This is a genomic window from Streptomyces mayteni (assembly GCF_054783955.1).
This window is the reverse complement of sequence record NZ_BAAGPR010000011.1, coordinates 24,090-44,905: the sequence shown is the minus strand read 5'-3', so window position 1 is coordinate 44,905 and position 20,816 is coordinate 24,090. Positions and strand designations below refer to the sequence as shown.

The 20,816-nt window shown below is 68.7% G+C and carries 9 protein-coding genes; 5 read left to right on the top strand and 4 right to left on the bottom strand.

Going from position 1 to position 20,816, the window contains the following annotated elements:
* Window positions 1–524 precede the first annotated feature (524 nt).
* From ACYVPE_RS07765 to ACYVPE_RS07745, 5 genes are all read left to right on the top strand, one after another.
* Window positions 525–10,967 carry a LamG-like jellyroll fold domain-containing protein gene (locus ACYVPE_RS07765; RefSeq protein ID WP_461032685.1) on the top strand — a complete coding sequence of 3,481 codons (10,443 nt, stop codon included), beginning with the start codon at window positions 525–527 and terminating at the stop codon, window positions 10,965–10,967.
* On the top strand, window positions 10,964–11,584 hold the full coding sequence (locus ACYVPE_RS07760; protein WP_461032684.1) for an SMI1/KNR4 family protein: 621 nt from the start codon (window positions 10,964–10,966) through the stop codon (window positions 11,582–11,584). The genes ACYVPE_RS07765 and ACYVPE_RS07760 overlap by 4 nt, the downstream gene beginning before the upstream one ends.
* Window positions 11,585–12,291: 707 nt before the next feature.
* The gene (locus tag ACYVPE_RS07755) at window positions 12,292–12,822 is read left to right on the top strand and encodes an SMI1/KNR4 family protein (protein WP_461032683.1); all 531 of its coding nucleotides are present in this window, start codon (window positions 12,292–12,294) and stop codon (window positions 12,820–12,822) included.
* Window positions 12,823–13,227: 405 nt separating this feature from the next.
* Window positions 13,228–13,794: an SMI1/KNR4 family protein gene (locus tag ACYVPE_RS07750; RefSeq protein WP_461032682.1), complete on the top strand. Its 567-nt coding sequence runs from the start codon at window positions 13,228–13,230 to the stop codon at window positions 13,792–13,794.
* Window positions 13,795–15,252: 1,458 nt separating this feature from the next.
* The gene (locus ACYVPE_RS07745; RefSeq protein ID WP_461032681.1) at window positions 15,253–15,480 is read left to right on the top strand and encodes a hypothetical protein; all 228 of its coding nucleotides are present in this window, start codon (window positions 15,253–15,255) and stop codon (window positions 15,478–15,480) included.
* A gap of 7 nt (window positions 15,481–15,487) precedes the next feature.
* Here ACYVPE_RS07745 and ACYVPE_RS07740 read toward each other — a convergent pair whose 3' ends face one another.
* The 4 genes from ACYVPE_RS07740 to ACYVPE_RS07725 form a co-directional block, all read right to left on the bottom strand.
* On the bottom strand, window positions 15,488–16,996 hold the full coding sequence (locus ACYVPE_RS07740) for an MFS transporter (protein ID WP_461032680.1): 1,509 nt from the start codon (window positions 16,994–16,996) through the stop codon (window positions 15,488–15,490).
* A 64-nt stretch (window positions 16,997–17,060) separates the two neighbouring features.
* Entirely contained in the window at window positions 17,061–18,134 is a 1,074-nt protein-coding gene (locus ACYVPE_RS07735) for a Zn-dependent alcohol dehydrogenase (RefSeq protein WP_461032679.1), read from the bottom strand.
* Window positions 18,131–19,612: an aldehyde dehydrogenase gene (locus ACYVPE_RS07730; RefSeq protein WP_461032678.1), complete on the bottom strand. Its 1,482-nt coding sequence runs from the start codon at window positions 19,610–19,612 to the stop codon at window positions 18,131–18,133. The genes ACYVPE_RS07735 and ACYVPE_RS07730 overlap by 4 nt, the downstream gene beginning before the upstream one ends.
* The gene (locus tag ACYVPE_RS07725) at window positions 19,609–20,808 is read right to left on the bottom strand and encodes an NAD(P)/FAD-dependent oxidoreductase (RefSeq protein ID WP_461032677.1); all 1,200 of its coding nucleotides are present in this window, start codon (window positions 20,806–20,808) and stop codon (window positions 19,609–19,611) included. The genes ACYVPE_RS07730 and ACYVPE_RS07725 overlap by 4 nt, the downstream gene beginning before the upstream one ends.
* Window positions 20,809–20,816: the final 8 nt, after the last annotated feature.

Sequence of the window (20,816 nt, the reverse complement as noted above, 5' to 3'; positions counted from 1 at the left end):
GGCCAAGCTCGGCTACGCCCCCGCCCTGATCGCCGGGTTGCGAACCCACCAGGGTTGATGACGGACCCGAGGGTAAACCCGCAGCTGAGGCCTACGCCAAGGCACCTGTTGGCGCGCGGATCTGCAGCGGTTCGGCGGTAGTGCATCAGTGCAGGTCAAAGCGATGGGTGGATTGCTCCGCAGGTCTCTGTCTTGTCGCCTGCCAGGTACGCGGGCCGATCTACGGTATGCCCTCTAGCCTCCCGGGGCTGGGCAGTTGACTCTGCTGGCCCTGTCACTTCGACTGCCCGTAACGGAATGACCAGCAAGTCCGTCCGGTTCCGCCTCTCGGGTAACGATCCGGTATCGCCGCAGGTGTGTTGTCGTGATCACTGCCGATTTGTCGGCGTGAAGGCGCGTTGATGGCGTGACAGGGGTCTTGTGTAAATCTGAAGAGATCATGGAATCTCTTGGTCGTCATGTCGACGATTCGTGGGGGGACCGTGCTTCGCGCGCGCTTTCTGGTGCTGTCCGCTGCCCTGTTGATGGCGGTTCTGACCGCTCTTGACCCGGGCACGGCCGCGGCGGCCAGCCGTTGGGTCGCCGCGTCGGAGGTCGCCGTCGAGGCCGGTGAGGCGCCGGGCCAGGAGTGGGGCTCGGCGGATGGTCTGTCCCACGAGGCCGATGCCGCCGACACGACCGCCGAGGGGGACGGCAGCGGAGGTGAGCCGGGCGAGGCGCCGGGGCAACTGCCGCTCGAGGAAGGTCAGTCGACCAGCGACGACCTGGGGGACACGGCCCCGCCGCTGGAGTCCGGTGACCCGGAGGTCATCGAGTCGCTGCCGCCGGCCGAACTCACTGGTTTCGACGAGGAGACCAGCGTCGAGGTGCCAGAGGAGCGGACCGAGGACTCCCGCACGTTCCGCAACACGGACGGCACCTTCACCACCCGCTACTACAACGAGCCGGTCAACTACCCAGACCTGGACGGCGTCTGGCAGACGATCGACCCTTCCCTCGTCCGCGCCGCCGGTGGCGAATCGTGGGAGACGACAGCCACGGAAGCCGGCGTCAGCTTCGGCGCCATGGCCACGGACGACCCGTTGATGACGTTCCGTCTGGACGAGGGGCACGCCGTCGGCTACGCCTTGGCCGAGGCGAGCGCCGTCCCCGGCGAGGTCGAGGGGCCGCTCGTCACCTACCGCGACGTCCGGCCCTCCGCCGACATCGAGTTCCTCGGCGGCAACGCCGAGATCAAGGAAACGATCGTCCTCCGCGACGCCGACGCCCCCACCGAGTGGCGGTTCCCGCTCCGTCTCGACGGCCTCACCGCCGCGCTCGACGAGCACGGCGGGATCGCCTTCGCCGACGCCGAGGGCACCGTTCGTGCCTACATGCCGCCCGGCTGGATGGAGGACTCGGCCGTCGACGAGCGTTCCGGCGACGGCGCGATAACCGGTGGCGTCAGCTACGAACTGGCCACCGAGAACGGCCGCCAGGTGCTCGTCGTCACCCTGGACGAGGAGTGGCTGAGCGACCCCGAGCGGGTCTACCCAGTCCGCGTCGACCCGTCCGTGACCCGTGTCGAGGCCAGCTCCTCCACCTATGTGCAGCGGCCGTACAACATCAACTTCTCCACGGACACGATCCTGAAGGCCGGCACCCCCGACGGCGGCGACTCCGCCGCCACCTCGTTCCTCCGCTTCTCCGGCGTGCAGTCCTCGCTGCGCAACGCCTGGGTACTCGACGCGCGCCTCGCCCTCTACAACTCGTGGTCGTACTCCTGCAACGCCCGTCCGGTCACCATCCACCCCATCACCCAGAACTGGTCGGCCTCCACCCTGGCCCAGTACCCGGGTCCGAACGTCGGCGCCGCACTGGCCACCGACCGGTTCGCACATGGCTGGCGGCCAGCCGGCACGACCAACTGGGCCTGCGCGCCGGCCTGGGAGAGCATCGCGCTGGGCTCCGCCGGCCGGCAGCTCGTGGATGACTGGACCCACGGCCGCAAGACCAACTACGGCCTGGCCATCCGCGCTTCGACGACCGACTCCTACGGCTGGAAGCAGTTCGGCTCCACCCGCTACCCCAACGGCGCGCCGAGCCTGGACGTCACGTGGACGCAGTACGGCGCCACCTACCGCCTCGGCCAGCTCACCCAGCCGGTGACCGCCGTCAGTGAGGGCGTGCAGCGCGTCACCATCACCAACCAGGGACAGGAGACCTGGCCCGCCGGCGGCCGATTCAAGCTGCGCTACAACCTCTACGACGCCAACGGCAACGAACTCACCGACTCCTCGCTGCGCCGCTACACCGAGATGCCGCAGGCCGTGGCGCCCGGTGAGAGCGTCACCGTCGACGCCCGCATCGCGCCGCTGACGCCGGGTACGTACACCGTCGACTGGACGATGACGGACTACGGCGTCACCCGCTTCACCAGCCAGGGCATCCCCGGCGCCCGGGTCCGGCTGGCGGCCGTCAACATCCCGCCCGAGCTGACCGGCGCCGCCCCCGGCAGCGGCGCCGCCGTCGACACCCTCACCCCGACCCTCTGGGCCGAGGGCACCGACCGCGACCACTACCCCAACGCCCGCCTCCAGTTCACGTTCGAGGTCTGCGAGGTCGACGGCGAGAACACCCGCAAGAACTGCCGCACCGGCAGCCGCAGCGCCAACCAGCAGTGGGCCGTCCCCAGCGGCTGGCTCTCCTGGGACAAGACCTACGCCTGGTACGCCTACACCTACGACGGGCAGGCCACCTCGCTACGCCCCAACCCGTCGCTGTTCTCCACCCGGGTGCCACAGCCTGCCGTCACCGGTCACCTCGGCGGCTCCGACGGCCGCGACTTCAACCCGGTCAGCGGCAACTTCGCCACGGCCGCGACCGACGCCGCCGTCTCCACCGTCGGCCCGCCGCTGGCCGTCACCCGCACCTACAACTCCCTCGACCCCCGCGCCGACCTCGCCTTCGGCCCCGGCTGGACCACGCGTTGGGACATGCGGGCCGCCGTCGAAGCCGACGGCAACGTGGTCGTCACCCTGGCCGAGGGCAACCGCGTCCGCTTCGGCCGCAACGCCAACGGCACCTACACGGGGCCGTCCGGCGGCAGCCTCACCCTCACCACCGCGACGGGCGGCGGCTGGGTGCTGCGCGACGCGACCGGCGCCACCCACACCTTCAACGCCAGCGGCCAGCTCACCAAGGTCGCCGACACCGCCGGCCGCGAACAGCGCCTCACCCACACGTCCGGCCGCCTGGCGACCGCCACCGACGCGCTCTCCGGCCGCACCCTGACCTTCACCTGGCGGGACAACCGGGTCGAGACCGTCACCACCAACGCCGTGGCCCCCGGCGAGCCCGGCCTGACCTGGCGCTACGGCTACACGAGCGGCCGGCTCACCAGCGTGTGCCCGCCCGGCACGACGGACGAATGCACCCGCTACACGTACGAGGACGGCTCGCTCTACCGCAGCGCCGTCCTGGACGCCGGCCCCGTCTCCTACTGGCGGCTGGACGAGGCGGAGGGCGCCACCGCCGCCAGCTCAGCCCCCTCCCGCACCGGTTTCAACGACGCCGAGTACCTCAACACCTCGGGCGGCACGCCGGGCGCGCTGGCCGGCACCAGCGACACCGCCGCGTCGTTCGACGGCACCGACACCGTCGTCCGTCTCCCACACGACACCCTGCGCACCACCACCTTCCTCTCCATCGAACTGTGGTTCCGCACCACGGGTCCCGGCGTGCTGGTCGGCTTCCAGAGCCAACGCCTCGAGGACGGCCAACCCGAATCCTGGACCCCGCCGCTGACCGTCGACGCCAACGGCAAGCTCTCCGGCTACCTGTTCACCGGCGACCGCGGCAACATCACCCCGATCAAGAGCTCCGCCACGGTCACCGACGGCGCCTGGCACCACGCCGTCCTCACCGCCGAGGGCACCACCCAGACCCTCTACCTCGACGGCCGCGCCGTCGGCACCCTCAACGGCGCCATCGACCACCTCGACATGGCCTACACCTACCTCGGCGCCGGCTACTCGTCCTCCGGCTTCGACGGCATCGCCGGCGGCGTCCGCCGCCTCAACGGCCAACTCGACGAGGTCGCCGTCTACCACCGCGCCCTGGACGCCGCCACCGTCGCCGAACACCACGCCCTGCGCCAGCCGGTCGGCCGCCTCACCGAGGCCACCCTCCCCTCCGGCCGGACACACGCCACCAACACCTACGACGACGCCACCGGACGCATCACCGAACACACCGACGCCGACGGCGGCACCTGGCAGCTCTCGCAGCCGTCGTTCACCAACGGATCGAGCACCTACGCCGACACCGTCCGCTCCGGCGACCCCACCGGCTACTGGCGCCTCACCGAACGCTCGGGCGCTGCCGCCGCCAGCGCGATCGGCGACGAGACCAACGGCGCCTACCTCGATGGCGTACGTCCCGGTGGGCCAGGCCCGTTCGCGGACGGCGACACCACCGCGCCCTACTTCACCGGGCAGGCCGACAGCGCGGTCGAGGTCCCCACCGACGCGTGGGGCGACACCGCCGCCCAGACCGTCGAACTCTGGTTCCGCACCACCGAATCCGGCGTTCTGGTCTCCATGCAGAACCAGCCCCTCGGCACCACCCCCACCAGCTGGTGGCCCATGCTCCTGGTCGACCAGGACGGTTACCTGCGCGGCCGTCTCCGTTACCCGGGCGACGCCACGACGCTGCGCTCACGGGCGCGCGTCGACGACGGCGAGTGGCACCACGTCGCCCTCACCGGCACGCAAGAGGCGCAGATTCTTTTCCTCGATGGCGATCGCCAGGCGGACAACAGACAGGGCACCAACACGGGACGGTTGCCGTACACCTTCATCGGCGGTGGATACTCCTCGCCGAGCTGGGACGGACAGTCCGACGGCTACCGCAACTTCTCCGGCCAGATCGCCGAAGTGGCCTTCTACGACACGTCCTGGATCACCCTGGTCACCGACAGCGGAATCGGCTGGTCCAACCACGGTGACAGGAGGATCAGCACGGCCACCGCTCTGGTGTCCGGCACCGGCGATGACTACCGCGCTGCCGTGATGGGCGACGGAGCCGCTGCCTACTGGCGGTTCAACGAGAACGGCAGCGCCACCGCGTACGACGAGGGCGGACGCCATCACGCCACGCTGGAAGGCACGCTCTACCGCAGCCAGCTCGGCCTCTTCGGCGTCGGCGACGGCAGATCCATTTACGGCACGACCAACGGAGCGGTCCGGATGCCGGGCGATGTCCTTGCCGGTACCACTGACATCTCCGCCGAGATGTGGTTCAGCACGACCTCGACAAAAGGTGTGCTGATGGCCTTCCAGGACGCCCCGTTGGGCAGCACCCCCGCGCACTGGCAACCAGTACTGCTGATCGACGGTGACGGCCGCCTGCGCGGACAGTGGTGGATACCCGATGCCGGTGGTCCTTCCCCCATCACCTCCCCCACGCCCGTGAACGACGGGGAGTGGCACCACGTCGTCCTCTCCGGATCCGGGAACACCCAGACCCTCTACCTGGACGGCGTGGCGATCGGCACCAAGACCGGCGCCTTCGCGGACACCAGCCGGCCGTACGCCTACCTCGGCGGCGGATACAGCAGCAGCCAGTGGATGGGACAACCGGCAGGCACCTACAACCTGTTCGGTTACCTGGACGAGGTCGCGCTCTACCGGCAGGCCCTGACGGCCGACGACGTCGCCGCCCACTACACCGCCCGCGTGGAGCGCGCCAGTTCGGCGCTCGGCGCCACCGTCACCGTGACCAACCCACTCGGCGACACCACCGACGCGACCTACGACGCGCTCCGCGGCTACCGCGTCACCTCCGTCACCGACGCCGAGGACGGCACCACCACCTACGCCTACGACACCGGCGGCTTCCTGCACACCGTCACCAACCCCAACGGCGACGCCACCATCACCGGGCACGACGAGCGCGGCAACACCGTCTCGACCACCACCTGCCGTGGCCCGCGGGACTGCCAGACGTCGTACGCCGACCACTACCTCAACGCGAACAACCCGCTGGACCCGCGCAACGACAAGCCCACCGCCACCGCCGACGCCCGCTCGACCGGACCGGCCGACACCACCTACCGCACCACCACCAGCTACACCACCCTCGGCCTCCCGGAGACGACCCGCCTCCCCGACGGCCGCACCAATCGCCGCACCTACACCACCGGCACCGAACCGGCGGTCGGCGGCGGCACCACCCCGCCAGGACTGCTGGCCACCGACGTCCAACCCGACGGCGCCACCACCCGGTACGCCTACTACGCCAGCGGCGACGTCGCCCGCACCACCCAACCCTCGGGCCTGGCCCTGGAGTACACCTACGACGGCCTTGGCCGCCGGCTGACCGAGACCGAGATCTCGGACGCCCAACCCGACGGCGTCACCACGACGTTCGTCCATGACGCGCTCTCCCGCGTCACCTCGGAGACCGGCGCCACCACCGAGAACGCCGTCACCGGCGAGGACCACACGGCCCAGGTGATACGCGCCTACGACCCGGACGGCAACACCCTCACCGAGACGATCGCCGACCTGGGCGGCGACGACCCGGACCGCACCACCCAACAGCGGTACGACGAACACGGCCGCGTCGACCGCGTCATCGACCCCGAGAACGGCACCACCTACTACGTCTACGACGACCTCGGCCGACTCGCCCAGGAGACCGACCCCGCCGGCACCGTGCTGCGCCACACCTACACCCCGCGTGGCCAGCACGCCACCACCGTGCTTCAGGACTGGACCGGCGACCCGTCCGGCGAGGTCCGTGACCTGACGCTGGTGTCCAACGCCTACGACCCGGCCGGCCGGCTCGCCACCACCACCGACGCCATGGGCGCCGTCACCGCCTACCGGTACTTCGGCGACGGCCTGACCGCCACCGTCACCGCCCAGGACGTCTCCGGCACCCGCGACATCGTCCTGGAGGACAACACCTACAACCGCGCCGGCCACCTCGTCCGGCAGGCCACCGGCAACCGCACCATCGTGACCGAGCACGAAGTCGACGTCACCGGACGCGTCACCACCATCGTCCTGGACCCGGACGGCCTGAACCGGCGCACCGTCACCACCTACGACGACGCCGACCGCCCGCTGGAGATCCGCCAACCCGGCTCCTCGGCAGGCGAGTTCCTGACCACCAGCTACACCTACGACCCGGTGGGCAACCCGCTCACCCAGACGGTGGCGGACGCCGACGAGCAGAGCACCACGCACCAGACCTTCGACCAGCGTGGCCTCGTCACCTCCAGCACCACTCCGCGCGGCCACACCACCGATTACGCCTACGACGCGCTCGGCCGCCCCATCGGGCAGACCGCTCCCGAGGTGGACGGCACCCGGCCCGAAACCCGTACCGGCTACAACGCGTTCGGCGACGCCACCGAGCAACGCGACCCGCTCGGCGCGATCACCCGCCTGGCCTACGACCGACTCGGCCAGCCGACCACCGTCACCAGCCCCGAGTACACGCCGCCCGGCGGCCGGCCCATCACCGCCACGGCCGAGACCGTCTACGACGCGCTCGGCCGCACCGTCGCCACCACCGACGCCCTCGGTCGCACCACGCGTTACGCCTACGACCAGCTCGGCAACCTCATCACCCGCACCGACCCGGATCCGGGCGTCGGGGCCACCGCCGCGTCCCGTTTCCTGCTCGACCCGCCGGAGGTGGAGCTCGCCGAGACGCCGGGGTCCGGCAGCGAGACCCACTACACCCACACCCCCACCGGCCTGCCCCTGTCTACCACCGACCCGACCGGCGCCCGCACCGAGGCCACCTACGATCCGCTGGGCCGCCAACTCACCGCCACCGTCGTCGAACGTCGTCCCACCCTGCTGAACCTGACCTCGACCTTCACCTGGGACGACGCGGGCAACCAGACCGAATCCGTCACAGCGGAGGGCATCGTCACCCGGGCGCGCTACAACGCGGCCGGTGAACCGACCGGCGTCTTTCAGAGCGGGCACTGGACCACCATCGACCGGGACGCCTTCGGCCGCGAGACCCGTATCACCACCCCTGCCGGCTACCGCACCGACCTCACCCTCAACCACCTCGGCCAGGTCGTCCGCACCGACGAATACGGCAGAGGCGACACCGTGCTGCGCACCAGCAGCGCGGAGTACGACGCCGACGGCAACCAGGTCGCGGCCGTCTCCGGCAGCGGTACGGAGACCACCTCTCGTTACGACGTCCTCGGCCGGGTCACCGAGCAGACCCAACCCGTTGACGACGACACCACGGCCACCGTTACCTTCGGCTACGACGCGGCCGGCAACCCCACCGCGATGACGGACGCCCGGGGCAACACCACCGAGTACACCTACACGCCCTGGGGCCAGCTCGAATCCACCATCGAGCCCGCCACCGACGCCCACCCCGACCCGGCCGACCGCACCTGGACAACCGTCTACGACGCCGCCGGCCTACCCGTCACCGAACTCCTCCCGGGGGACGTCCGCCGCGACCGCACCTACGACGACCTCGGCCGCCTCGTCCTGGAGACCGGCACCGGCGCCGAAGCCGACACCATGGACCGCCGCTTCACCTACGACGCGGCCGGCCGGATGACTAGCCAGGCCACCAACGAGGTCGCCGGGATCGACACCTACACCTACAACGACCGCGGCCAACTCCTCACCACCGAGGGCCCCGGCGGTACCTCCAGCTACGCCTACGACCGCGACGGCCGGATGACTGAGCGGACCGACGCCGCGGGCACGATCACCTTCGGCCACAACTCCAGGGGCCAACTGTCCTCGGCCGTGCTCGACGCCGCCACGAACTACTACGTGTCCTACAGCTACGACATCGACGGTCGTCCCACCGCCCAGACGTTCATCTCCGACGTCCCCACTGACCAGGTCACCAGGGCCGCCGTCCCGCCGCCCATCCAGATCCACGCCACCCGCAGCTTCACCTACGACGCGTTGGGCCGCCAGGCCACCGACCGCCTCGTCACCGGCACCGAAGGACCGGAGGTCGCCAGCACCCGCTACGCCTACGACCTGGACGACCGGCTGACCGAGAAGGAGACCACCGGCACGGCCGGCGCGGGCCTGGAGACCTACGACTACGACCTCGCCGGCCACCTCACCTCCTGGACCAGCGGCGACGACACCACCAGCTACGCCTGGGACCTGGCCGGCAACCGCGTCGCCGCCGGCGACGAGACCGCCACCTTCGACGAACGCAACCGCCTCACCGCCGTCGACGACACCACCTACACCTACACCCCCCGCGGCACCCTCGCCTCCGTCGGCGACCGCGAACTCACCCACGACGCCTTCGAACGCCGCATCACCGACGGCGACACCACCTACCGCTACGACTCCCTCGACCGCGTCACCTACCACGACGACACCGCCTTCACCTACGACGGCGGCTCCAACAACCTCGTCTCCGACGGCACATCCCTGTACCGCCGCACCCCCGAGGGCACCCTGCTCACCACCGACGACAACCCCGTCCTGACCGACCAACACACCGACGTCGTCGCCACCCTCGCCGACAACGGCGCCACCCTCGATGCTTCCCGCGCCTACTCGCCCTTCGGCGAGGTCACCGCCTCCGACGGCACATCCCCCAATCTCGGCTACCAGTCCGGCTGGACCGACCCCACCTCGGGCGACGTCAACATGGCCGCCCGCTGGTACCAGCCCGGCACCGGCGCCTTCGCCTCCCGCGACACCTGGAACGTCGAACCCAACCGCTACGCCTACATCGCCGGCTCCCCCCTCAACGGCATCGATCCCAGCGGGCACTCGGTGACATGCCCGGAGAGAGAAACATGTAGACCGTCCGCCCCCGCCACAAGTTGGAAGAAGAACGCCTCTTGTGACCGCGTCTGCACGTGGGGACTGCGCATCGCAAGGTTCACACCTTACGGCAGAGCCTTGACCATGATTCCTGGCAGTGCTTCGAGGTCGCTCACGTGGCTCCCGGCGCGTGCCCTGCCCAACAAGGAACAACAAGCGCGAGGCTTGGCTCCTAGCCCCGGCTTCAAGATCCCCCGCGGGTACACCACCTGGGGCCCCGCGAGCCTTGCTGCGGGAAACAGAGGCTTCGGCATCAGCGCCGCCCCCGGCGCCGCCGGCGGCGGTGGTGGGGGCGGCCGTATCTCCATCAGCATCATCACCCCACCCCCACCTCCCCCACCCCAGAACCCCAACCGCGGCAACAACCCCATCCCGGCCCCCGACCAACCCGCCGCCGTCCCCCACTGGGACCGCGAGGCCGGACGCTGGGACATCACCCAGGGCTGGGACATGGTCGTGGATACACAGGACTCCCTGGCTCTCATCAGCAACGCCCAGTTCACCCCGCAGGAAGAACGCACGGTCTATCCTTCTCCCGAGGGCGTCTGGGGCGGCAAGAACAACGGTCGGACGAGAACCGACAATCGCTGCGACGAAGGCCCGGGTGTCAGTGCCACTGGGCATGCCGTCTACCTGCCGAGAGAGCGCTATTTCGATGACTTTTCAAATCGCGAGGAATGTCGTGCGACCGCGGTCTATGCGCTGCTCGATGCTAGCGACTACAACCCGGGCCGAAAGCTGCCTGGCTCCAACACCAATGATTCGACCCGGCCACCCGGTTACGAGGAGATAAGGGCGGAGGGGCATGTGCCGGCGAACGGCCATCTCCTCCCCGCCGTGGCCAGCGGTTCGGGGATAGACCTGCGCAACCTGGTGCCCCTGTACGAGCGGACCAACACCCCTTACCTCCGGTCCGGCGTCGAGCACGATATTGCAAGGGCCATCAGAAGCGGAGAAAATGTGCTGCTCTCCATCGTCCCGCACTACAGGAATGAAAATTCTGGCATCCCCGAAACGATCGAGTACAACTACTCCTTTATGGGCAGCGGTGTCACGAAACATTGCGTGATACGGCAGACCCCCGCAGGCGGCACTACCGCTGGCAGCCTAAACTGCCCGAAGAGGTGATCACTGTGAATGAGTTTCCATATATGCATCCGCTGCTTTCCATGCTGGGAGAAGGGCGATCTACCTATGCTGATCCGCAGGCGTGGCGCAGGCTGGAGGAGGAGCTTGGTGCCGCGCTGCCAGGAGACTTCAAGAAGATCATTGACCTGTATGGTCCGGTGCAGCTTAATGGGCATCTCTTCCTCCATCATCCGGCTTCCGAGAGGTGGAATCTGGGTGAAAGGATAAAGTCGTCCTCCGAGGCGTTTTCCGAAGTGCCCTGGGGTGAGATCGAATTCGAGGGCGATGGGGATCCGAGAGGATCTCTCGGCATCCGAGAGCTTGAGTTCGGTACGGCTGCAGGCCTTGTGCCGGCGATCGGAAACGATCGCGGCGAGGAAGTTTTTCTTGCTAAAGGGGCTGTTCGAGAAAAATGGCGCGTCTTTATCATGCGAGACGATGAGTGGTACGAATTTGATATGGATTTTTCAGAGTGGCTCTACAGGTATTTGATCGGTGAAGATGTGATGGGGTCGAATAGTGCCGCCTTCTATCCGGGGCCGGTGAAATTTGAGAGCCTGCCCATGAGGTACGAGGAACGATCGGTCGCATGGTACGGGCCGGATCGCGGATTCTGACCCGCCCTCAGGTTGGCTTGACGTCGCAGGCCAAGTGTTTCGAGTAGATTTCCCGGAGTGTCTGCTTGGCGACGCAGTAACCCTCCGATGGGAGCGAGTGATCGATGTTGGCAATCGAAGATCTGCTGCGAATTATGCTGCCGCATGTCGGTGCTGGTGATGAGATCGACTCGGGCCGAGCAGAGCGAACTTGGGGTGTTACCTTCGCGGCCGATTATCGAGGGTTTGTGAGTGCTCATGATGAGGGGGCATTGAAGGTTTTCTCGCGCTCCTGATCCCCTATTCTTCGCGGTTCGACCACGATCACTATGGCATGGCGTATGAAACGGGAAACGCTCGTGAGGCGTGGGGGTCCACCCATGTCCGTGAGAAGCCCCATGGTGTCGAGAGGTCTTCGCTTATTGCGTGGGGCGTTGACAGTGGTGCTGACATCCTCTGCTGGGGTGCTGTGACCCCCGATCCGGAGGAATGACCCGTTGTCGTATGCGGGCGTCAGGGGCGGACCCAACGGAGGATTTATCGGTGCGGCATGGTCGAATTTCCTTTGAAAACGATCGGAGGCGACCTGGAGGGGTGCCAGCTGAGTAGCGATGATATTTGGGAGTGCGACAACCCGCGTTTCCTGCGCTGGCGAAAGGAAGCGAGAATTGTGGATTCCGGAGGAATCTCCTGGCCATATTGATTGCCGCGATGGGTGGTGTTGAGTGATGCATTTGAGTGTATTTGTGAGACTTATTGGGAGGCCGTCTTATTTTGGTCGCTCGCTCCAGGAGGACTGGGGCGAATACGAGGAAACCGTTGGGTGCGTGCTGCCCTCGGATTACAAACAGTTTATGTCGGCGTATGGGCCCGGCTGTATTGGTGACACCCTGCTGCTATTTCATCCCAAAGTGAATCGCGGCGATAGTGACATTAATTTGTTCGATGAACTAGAGGGGGTTGTCGATACCTATGCCGATCTTCGACGTCAGGCGAACTTTGTGCAGCCCTTCCCGGTGTACCCCGAGGAGGGTGGCTGCCTTCCGGTGGGGCGCACTTCAGGCGGAAATCAACTATTCTTGCGTCCGCCCATTTCGGAAAATAATGACTGGAGCGTTGTTCTCGATCTGGGTGAATGGGTGCATTACCCCTGGAGCTTTACTTATTTCATTCATCAGGCGTTGAGTGGGAACCTGGACGTGCCGTTCATGGATGAGCAAGAACTGTCCTTTGAATCGGTGGGAGTCCTGTTGTCTTAAAGTCTTGGTCGATAGGGTGGCTGGCGCAGCGTCGGCGACGTGATCAACGCCAGCCCCGTTGTAGCGCACCATGGATCTCGCCAGCGCGGGCTCAAATAGGAACTGAGTGGGTGTCTCCACGGCTCGACGGTCACGGTTACTTGACTAGCGTCTGCCCGCAGATGGACGCATTCGTGCGAATCGGATCTACGGGGAAGAAGTAGCTGCCGCTGCAGGCGGTCAAGAGGCGAGTCTCGAGACAGATTCACGCTGGCCAGCAAATTCGCGTCGCCGTCACCCCCATTTACGATCCACTCAGGTTTCGGCTGTACCGGCTTTCATTCACATCCGGGCTTGTGGAAATAGGGGTATGAGCGTTGACTGTTATATTCATAATGTCGCTTCAAGGTCGGAGAGTAGCCCCACATGTCTGAGCGAAACCTACAGCAGGGTGGCGCCCTAGCGAAGATCTCTCCGATGTTGGGGAGTGGGAGGAGTTCCCACACCGTGAGCTCCCCTACCTGGGGTCCCATTGAGGAATGGCTGGGCATGTCGCTGCCCGACGATTACAAGGAGTTGGTAGAAAACTATGGCGATGGCGTGATCGCGGGGCACCTCTTCATTCCGCATCCTGAAGGCCCTGATCCTCTCCTGAAATTCATGACAGAACACCGCGGGATATTCCACGAGGTGTTCGGCGAAGATGAGGAGATTCCCGACCGTCTGGCCGCAGTGTGGGACCGGGTGGTGCCATGGGCCTATCACGACTGGGATGGAGATGTGTGCCTCCTCCTGCCTCCGATCGAGAGCGACGGCGAGTGGGCAGTCGTGGTGGCGTTTCGCCAGTGCCCGGATTTCCTCATCTTCGATGGCGGCGTGGTGGACTTCCTTGCCGAGCCGCTCGTAAAAGGGCGATGGCCCCGAGGGTGGCCGACGAATCGTCCGGCTTGGTTGTCGAGTGACGACCCCAGCTTGACGGAGGCGCCGTCTTGATGACCGGGGCCTCGCCCAACTCCTGGAACAACAATCGCGGCTTGATCAAGAGCACTGGCGGAGCACGCCCGGCACCCTACGGCTCTACGAGTGAGCGGTCGATTGCGGCAATGACGACTACGCGGTCACCGACGGGTTCCTGAACACGTTCTTCGACTCACAGCTGTATGAGCAGCCCCCCACCGACAGGCCGGAAGAGGGTCCCCACGACCGCAGCGAGGAGTTGACCGGCGAGGGCGACTGCGGCCGGCTCGCCCGGACCTGATCAACGGCCGGCGGTTCAGCTCGTGAAGCCGCCGGGGATCACGAAGCTGGTCTCATAGGCGGCGATCACCGCTTGGACGCTCCTGCGGCGAGCTGAGCACCAAGGTCCACCGGGCGGCAGACGGCCAAGGACGGCCCCTCGCCTTCACTGTCACCGCCGGCCAGGCTGGGGAGGTGCCGTGGACCTCGCCAGCGCAGGCACGACCAAGAACCGAGTCTCCACGGCTTGACGGTCACGGTTGTTGGATGGGGGTGTGCCCGCAGATGAACACGGAGATCCAGATCGGCCCGACGGGCAAGAAGCTGCTGCCGCTACAGGTGGTCAAGTCGGGCGCTGACCAGGCGAAATAGACCTGGGGGCTGCGGTTGGTGAGTGTGATGGACGTCACGCCGCTGGTTCGGCGGCGCGTCAGCTGATCGGGTGACGGCGGCGTCCCGCCTCATAGGGGGCGCCACCGCGGCGTGGGGGAGCGGGCCGGATCGTCTGCTTCCCGCTGCGGAACGTGCTCGGGATGTTTTTCGGTGCCTGCTTCGTGGGACATCCTGCAGCAGGAACTCCCAGGTCTCCCGTTGCGAACCCACCTGGGTTGATGACGGACGCTGTGGGCGGAGTCCTGGAATCCGCCACTGAACCGGTCCCAGCCCGGGTACGGGCTACGCGTGATCGGGCCATGGCCGATGTCGGTGCGCGGGTGAGCTGCTCGCGGATCTTCGGAGGTCGTGCAATCGCTGGCAACATTCCGATTCCGGGAACGGAGGCCTGGGCCAGGGCGTGAACGGCTGTTGGGCCACGTCACGGTCACAGTCGGAGAGGCCGACCGTGCCGCACGTCGGCACGGCTCGACGTCGTGCCGGGTCAGACGCCGAGCAGCGGCATCGCCTCGAAGGTGTGGTCCTGCCACAGGCGACGCGACGCGTCGTGGGGGTAGGCGGTGATGGACGGGGTCGTGTCGAAGACGTGGGTCAGCCGCCGCTCGGTGTCGTACGCGGGCCAGCCCGGGTCGCCCGTGGTGGCGAAGGATGTCCAGGCCGTGCGGATCTGAGCGGTGAGGCCGCGGGCCGCCCCGGCGTGCTCGGGGCCGATGGCTACCGGGCCGAGGTGAGCGTCGTAGGTACCGAAGAGCAGGGGGCCGTCCAGGCCGTGGCAGGCGCGCAGCAGGCCGCCTCGGCCCGGGGACTGCCAGGCCAGCTGGGTTGTTCGGTTTGCTCGTCGCCCCGGCGGGCCTGCGGGAGAGGTTCGGCGACCTCGACGAGGTCACGGCACGGGATCTGGCCACGTTGATCAGCGGCGGGGCCGGCGTGATCGTGAACGACTGGCTGGTCGGCGCGGAGGATCCCCTGGCCCCCGAGGAGTTGGCGGACCGGCTGCTGCACCTCCTGACGGTGCTCGGAGGCCGTGGCTCCGCCACCGGCGGCGCCTGAGGCCCGGCTACTTCGCCGCCACCTCTTCGTCGGTCGCCACGGCCGGTCGCGGCGAGTCGAAGCTGCTCCGCAGCGTCACCGGCTTCAGCAGGATCGCCGCGACGACGCCGAGGACGGACACGGCGGCGCCGATGAGGAAGATGAGTCCGGTCGCGTCTCCGTAGGCCACGGCGGCGGAGTCCGGGTCCTCCGCGACCCGCCCGGCGACCTGGCGGGCGAGGACCGCGCCCAGCACGGTGACGCCGAACGTGCCGCCCAGGGAGCGGAAGAAGGTGACGGTGGCACTGGCCGTGCCGATGTCCTCCAGCGGGACGGAGTTCTGCACGACGAGGACGAAGTTCTGCATCGTCATGCCGACGCCGACGCCGACGAACAGCATGGCAGCGCCGATGAAGACCAGGGACGTCTCGTGGTCGATGGTGCCGAGGCCCGCATAGCCGGTCGTGAGCGCGACGGTGCCGACGAGGAGGAAGGGCTTGAGCTTTCCCGATCGGCTGAGCATCCGGCCCGCGAGGATGGAGGAGACCAGGACGCCGGCCATCATCGGAATGGTCAGCAGGCCCGCCTCGGTGGCCGTGTGGCCACGGCTGGCCTGGAAGTACTGGCTGAGGTAGACCGAGGCCGCGAACATGGCCGTGCCGGCGGCGAGGCTGCCGAGGATGGCGAGCACGGTGGTGCGCTGCCTGATGATGCGCAGCGGCACGACGGGCTCGGCGACGCGTGTCTCGACCCACAGCGCGACGGACAGCAGGACCAGGGCCCCGCCCACCATGGCGGCGGTCTGCCAGGAGGCCCAGGCGAACGAGCCGTCGACGAACGAGATCCAGACGAGCAGCAGGCTGACGCCCGAGGTGATGAGCGTCGCGCCCACGTAGTCGATCCTCACGTCGCCGCGGCGGAGGACCGGAAGGCGCAGCGTCCGCTGGAGCAGCACCAGCGAGACGAGGGCGACCGGGAGGCTGATGAGGAAGCACCAGCGCCAGCCCAGCCACGAGGTGTCGACGATGAAGCCGCCGAGCAGCGGGCCGCCGATGGTGGACAGTGCCGTGACGCCGCTGAGGTAGCCGGTGTACTTGCCGCGTTCGCGGGGCGGGATCATCGCGGCGATGGTGATCTGGACGAGGGTCTGCACCCCGCCGACGCCGACGCCCTGGACCACGCGGGCGGCGATGAGCTGCTCGGGAGACTGGCTCGCACCGGCCGCCACCGACCCCAGAACGAAGATCAGGACGGATATCTGGACGAGGTTCTTCTTGCTGAAGAGGTCGGCCAGCTTGCCCCAGATCGGGGTGGTGGCGGTGGTGCTGAGCAGGGTCGCGGTGACGATCCAGGTGTACTGCGTCTGGGAGCCGTCGAGCGAGCTCATCATCCTGGGCAGCGCCGTCGAGACGATGGTGCTGCTCAGGGTGGAGACGAAGAGCGCGATGAGCAGGCCGCTGAGCGCCACGAGCACCTTTCGTTCGGCCTTGGACGGTACGTCTGCGGTGGCCGGCTCGTTGGTCGCGGCTGTGCTCATCGCGGGGGCTCCAGAGGTGTCGGGCGGGGAAGGGGAACGGGAGCGGACCGGTGGCGATCCGTGCCTACACGATCACCGTGCGGACGCCCTCCCCTCGTTCGAGCAGGTGGATGCCCTCGTTGACCTCGTCGAGCGTGATGCGCCGGGAGACCATCGTGCCGAGGTCGAGGCGGCCGGTCTCGGCGAGGCGGATGTAGCGGGGGAAGTCCCGCAGGATCTGGGACCCGCCCACGACGGAGCCCTGGATCCGCTTGCCGGTGAAGATGGCGGAGACCGCGGGCAGGGTGAGGGTGGCGTCCCGCTGCGGGGGCATCCCGATGTAGGTGACCGTGCCTTCAAGGCGCGCCATGTCGAAGGCCTGCACGAGGAGTTGGGGCAGCCCGACGGCTTCGAAGGAGTGGTCGGCTCCGCGCCCGCCGGTAAGGGCGCGCACCTGCTCGACCGGATCGCCGTCCGCGGGGTCGACCGCGTGGGTGGCGCCCACCCGCAGGCTGGCCTCGCGGCGGCCGGCCGAGAGGTCGACGGCGATGATGGTGGCGGCGCCGGCGATACGCGCGCCCTGGATGACCGACTGGCCGACGCCGCCGCAGCCGATGACGGCCACGCTCGAACCGGGTCGGACGGCGGCGGTGTTGAGGGCGGCGCCGAGGCCGGTCGTGACGCCGCAGCCGAGGAGGGCGAGTTGCTCGTCGGGCAGGTCGGTGCGCACGGCGACGACCGTCGCCTCGTCCACGACCATGGCCTCGGCGAACGATCCGCAGCCGCAGAGCGCCTGGGCCCTGCGCCCGTCGGGCAGGCCGAGCCTGGGCACGAACCTGACCGCCTTCCGCTCGCAGTGCTGGGACATCGTGTTGACGCACCACCAGCACAGGCCGCAGGCGGGCGAGACGGAGGCGAGCACCCGGTCGCCGACCGCCACCCGGCGCACCTCGGCGCCGACGGCCTCGACCGTGCCGCAGGCCTCGTGCCCCGGCACCAGGGGGTCGGTCCGCTCCGCGCGGTTGATCGAGGTGAGGTCGGTGTGGCAGATGCCGCTGGCGGCGACCCTGACCAGGACGTCGCTCGGTCCGATGGGTGGCGTGGGCAGTTCTTCGAGCACCAGCGGTGTGCCGGGCGTGTAGGCGACGGCGACCTTCATCGGGGGTCTCCTTCCGTGGTGGGAACGAGCGTGGCGGGCACGCCGATGGTGTGGGGTTCGAGGTACTGGCGCAGGCCCTCGACGCCGAGTTCCCGGCCCAGGCCCGACTCCTTGAAACCGCCGAAGGGCACCAACGGTTGGGGCGGGATGCCGCCGTTGACCACGGTTCCGCCGGTGCGAAGCCGCCGGGCGACGGCCAGGCCCCGGGCGTCGTCGCCCGACCACACGCTTCCGGAGAGGCCGTACCTGCTGTCGTTGGCGATCCGGACGGCGTCGTCGTCGCCGTCGTGCGGGATCAGGCTCACGACGGGGCCGAAGATCTCCTCCCGCGCCACCCGCATCGCGTTGTCGACGTCGCCGAGGATCGTCGGCTCGACGTACCAGCCCCTGGGGAGGTGGCTCGGGCGGGCGCCGCCGGCCACGATCCGGAAGCCCTCCACGTCCGCGAGGGCGATATAGCCCTCCACCCGGTCGCGCTGCCGCTCGGCGACGAGCGGGCCGACGAGGGTCGCCGGGTCGTGCGGGTCCCCGACCGGGATGGTGGCCGCGGTGGCGGCGGCCACGTCGAGCGCGTCCGCGTACCGTGCCCTGGGCACCAGGATCCGGGTGATGGCGGCGCACACCTGCCCGGAGTTGTGCATGCTGCCGCGGACCAGCCTGGCGGTGACGGTCTCCAGGTCCGCGTCGTCCAGGACGAGGGCCGCGGACTTCCCGCCGAGTTCGAGGGAGACCCGCTTGACCCGGTCGCCGCACAGGCTCATGATCCGCTTGCCGGCGGCGGTGGAACCGGTGAACGCGATCTTGTCGGTGTCGGGGTGGGTCACCAGGTGCTCGCCCACCTCGCGGTCGCCGGGCACGACGTTGACCACGCCGGCCGGCACGCCCGCCTCGTGCAGCGCCTCGGCGAGGAGGTAGTTGCTGAGCGGCGCCTCGGGCGGTGGCTTGAGCACCACGGTGCAGCCGGCCGCCAGCGCCGGCGCCACCTTCCACGCGGCCAGCGTCACCGGGGCGTTCCAGGGCACGATCGCGCCGACGACGCCGACCGGTTCCGAGACGACCAGACCGACGTGGTCGCCGGAGCGCACCACGCGGTCGAACGCGAAGCCGCGGATCAGCTCGGCGTAGTAGTCGAACACCGGGGCGATCGTCCCGATCTGCAGGGGTGCCTGGCCGCAGGCGACGCCCATCTCGTCGACGAGGACGCCGGCGATCTCGGGGGCACGCTGCCGGAGGAGTTCGGCGGCGCGGGCCAGCACGTCGGCTCGTTCGTCCGGCGTCATCCTCGGCCAGGGACCGACGTCGAACGCGGCGCGCGCGGCCGCCACGGCACGGTCCATGTCCTGAACGGTCGCGACCGGGACCTCGCCGACTGCCTCCTCGGTCGACGGGGATATCACCCGGAGGAGGGTGCTGCCGGCCGGCTGGATCCACTCTCCTCCGACGAAGAACTCCCGCCGGTACATCAGGTGATCACTCATGGGTCTTGCCTTCCCTGGGCGGTGAGCTTGCCGGGGTGGGGGGTCTTGTCGACGACGAGCTGGCGGAGTTTGCGCAGTTCCCGGTGGCTGTTCCAGCCGAGCACGCCGACCACCCTGCCTTCGTGGCCGTAGGCGGCGACGAACTTCCGCTCCTCGAAGCCGCCGTGCACCACGGTCACGTCCGCGCCTTCGGGGAAGACGCCGTACGCCTGGATGCGGGCGTCGTACTGGTCGCTCCAGAAGTAGGGGATGGGCGCGAAGGCACGCCGCTCCCCGAGGATGTCGGCGGCCACGGCCATGCCCTGCTCGGTGGCGTTGAGGCGGTGCTCGACGCGCATGCGCCGGCCGAAGTGCTGGTTGGGCCAGAAAGCGATGTCCCCGGCGGCGTAGATGCCGGGGGCGGCCTGGCACCGTGCGTCGCACTCCACGCCGTTGCCGAGCGGGAGTCCTGAGTCGGCCAGCCAGCCGGTCGTCGGCGTGGAACCCACGGCGACCACGACCACGTCCGCGTCGAGCTTGGCGCCGTCCGTCAACTCGACGGCGACGACGTGGCCGGCGGATTCCAGGAACCGGGCCACGCCGACGCCCAGGCGCAGCACGCCGCCGTGGTCACGGTGCGCCTGCCCGACGAGTTCCCCGATCACGTCGCCGAACTGACGGCGCATCGGCACCGGCAGCGGGTCGACCAGCGTGACCTCGAGCCCCATGCCGCGGGCCACCGCGGCCACTTCGGCTCCGAGGAATCCGGCGCCGACCACCACGAGCTTCGGCCGGTCGAGCAGCGCCGCGCGCAGGGCCAGGGCGTCGTCGAGCGTGTGCAGGACGTGCACGCCCGCCAGGTCGTCGCCCGGCAGCCGGCGCGGGGTGACTCCGGTGGCGATGACCAGGTCGTCGAACGCGAGGCGCTCGCCGCGGTCCAGCAGGACCGTCCGCCCGGCGGGGTCGAGGCCGACCGCCCGGCGGCCCAGCCGCAGCGTGGCGCCGAGCCGGTCGATGGCCTCGTCGTCGCGCAGCCGCACCCGCTCCGGCTGCCAGGCGCCGGACAGCACCTGCTTGGAGAGCGGCGGCCGGTCGTACGGGAGGTGCGTCTCGGCTCCGACCAGGGTCAACCGCCCGTCGTATCCCTTGTTGCGCAGCGTCTCCGCGGCGGCGAGGCCCGCGGCCGAGGCGCCCACGATCACCACGTCCCTGGGCATGGGCTGTT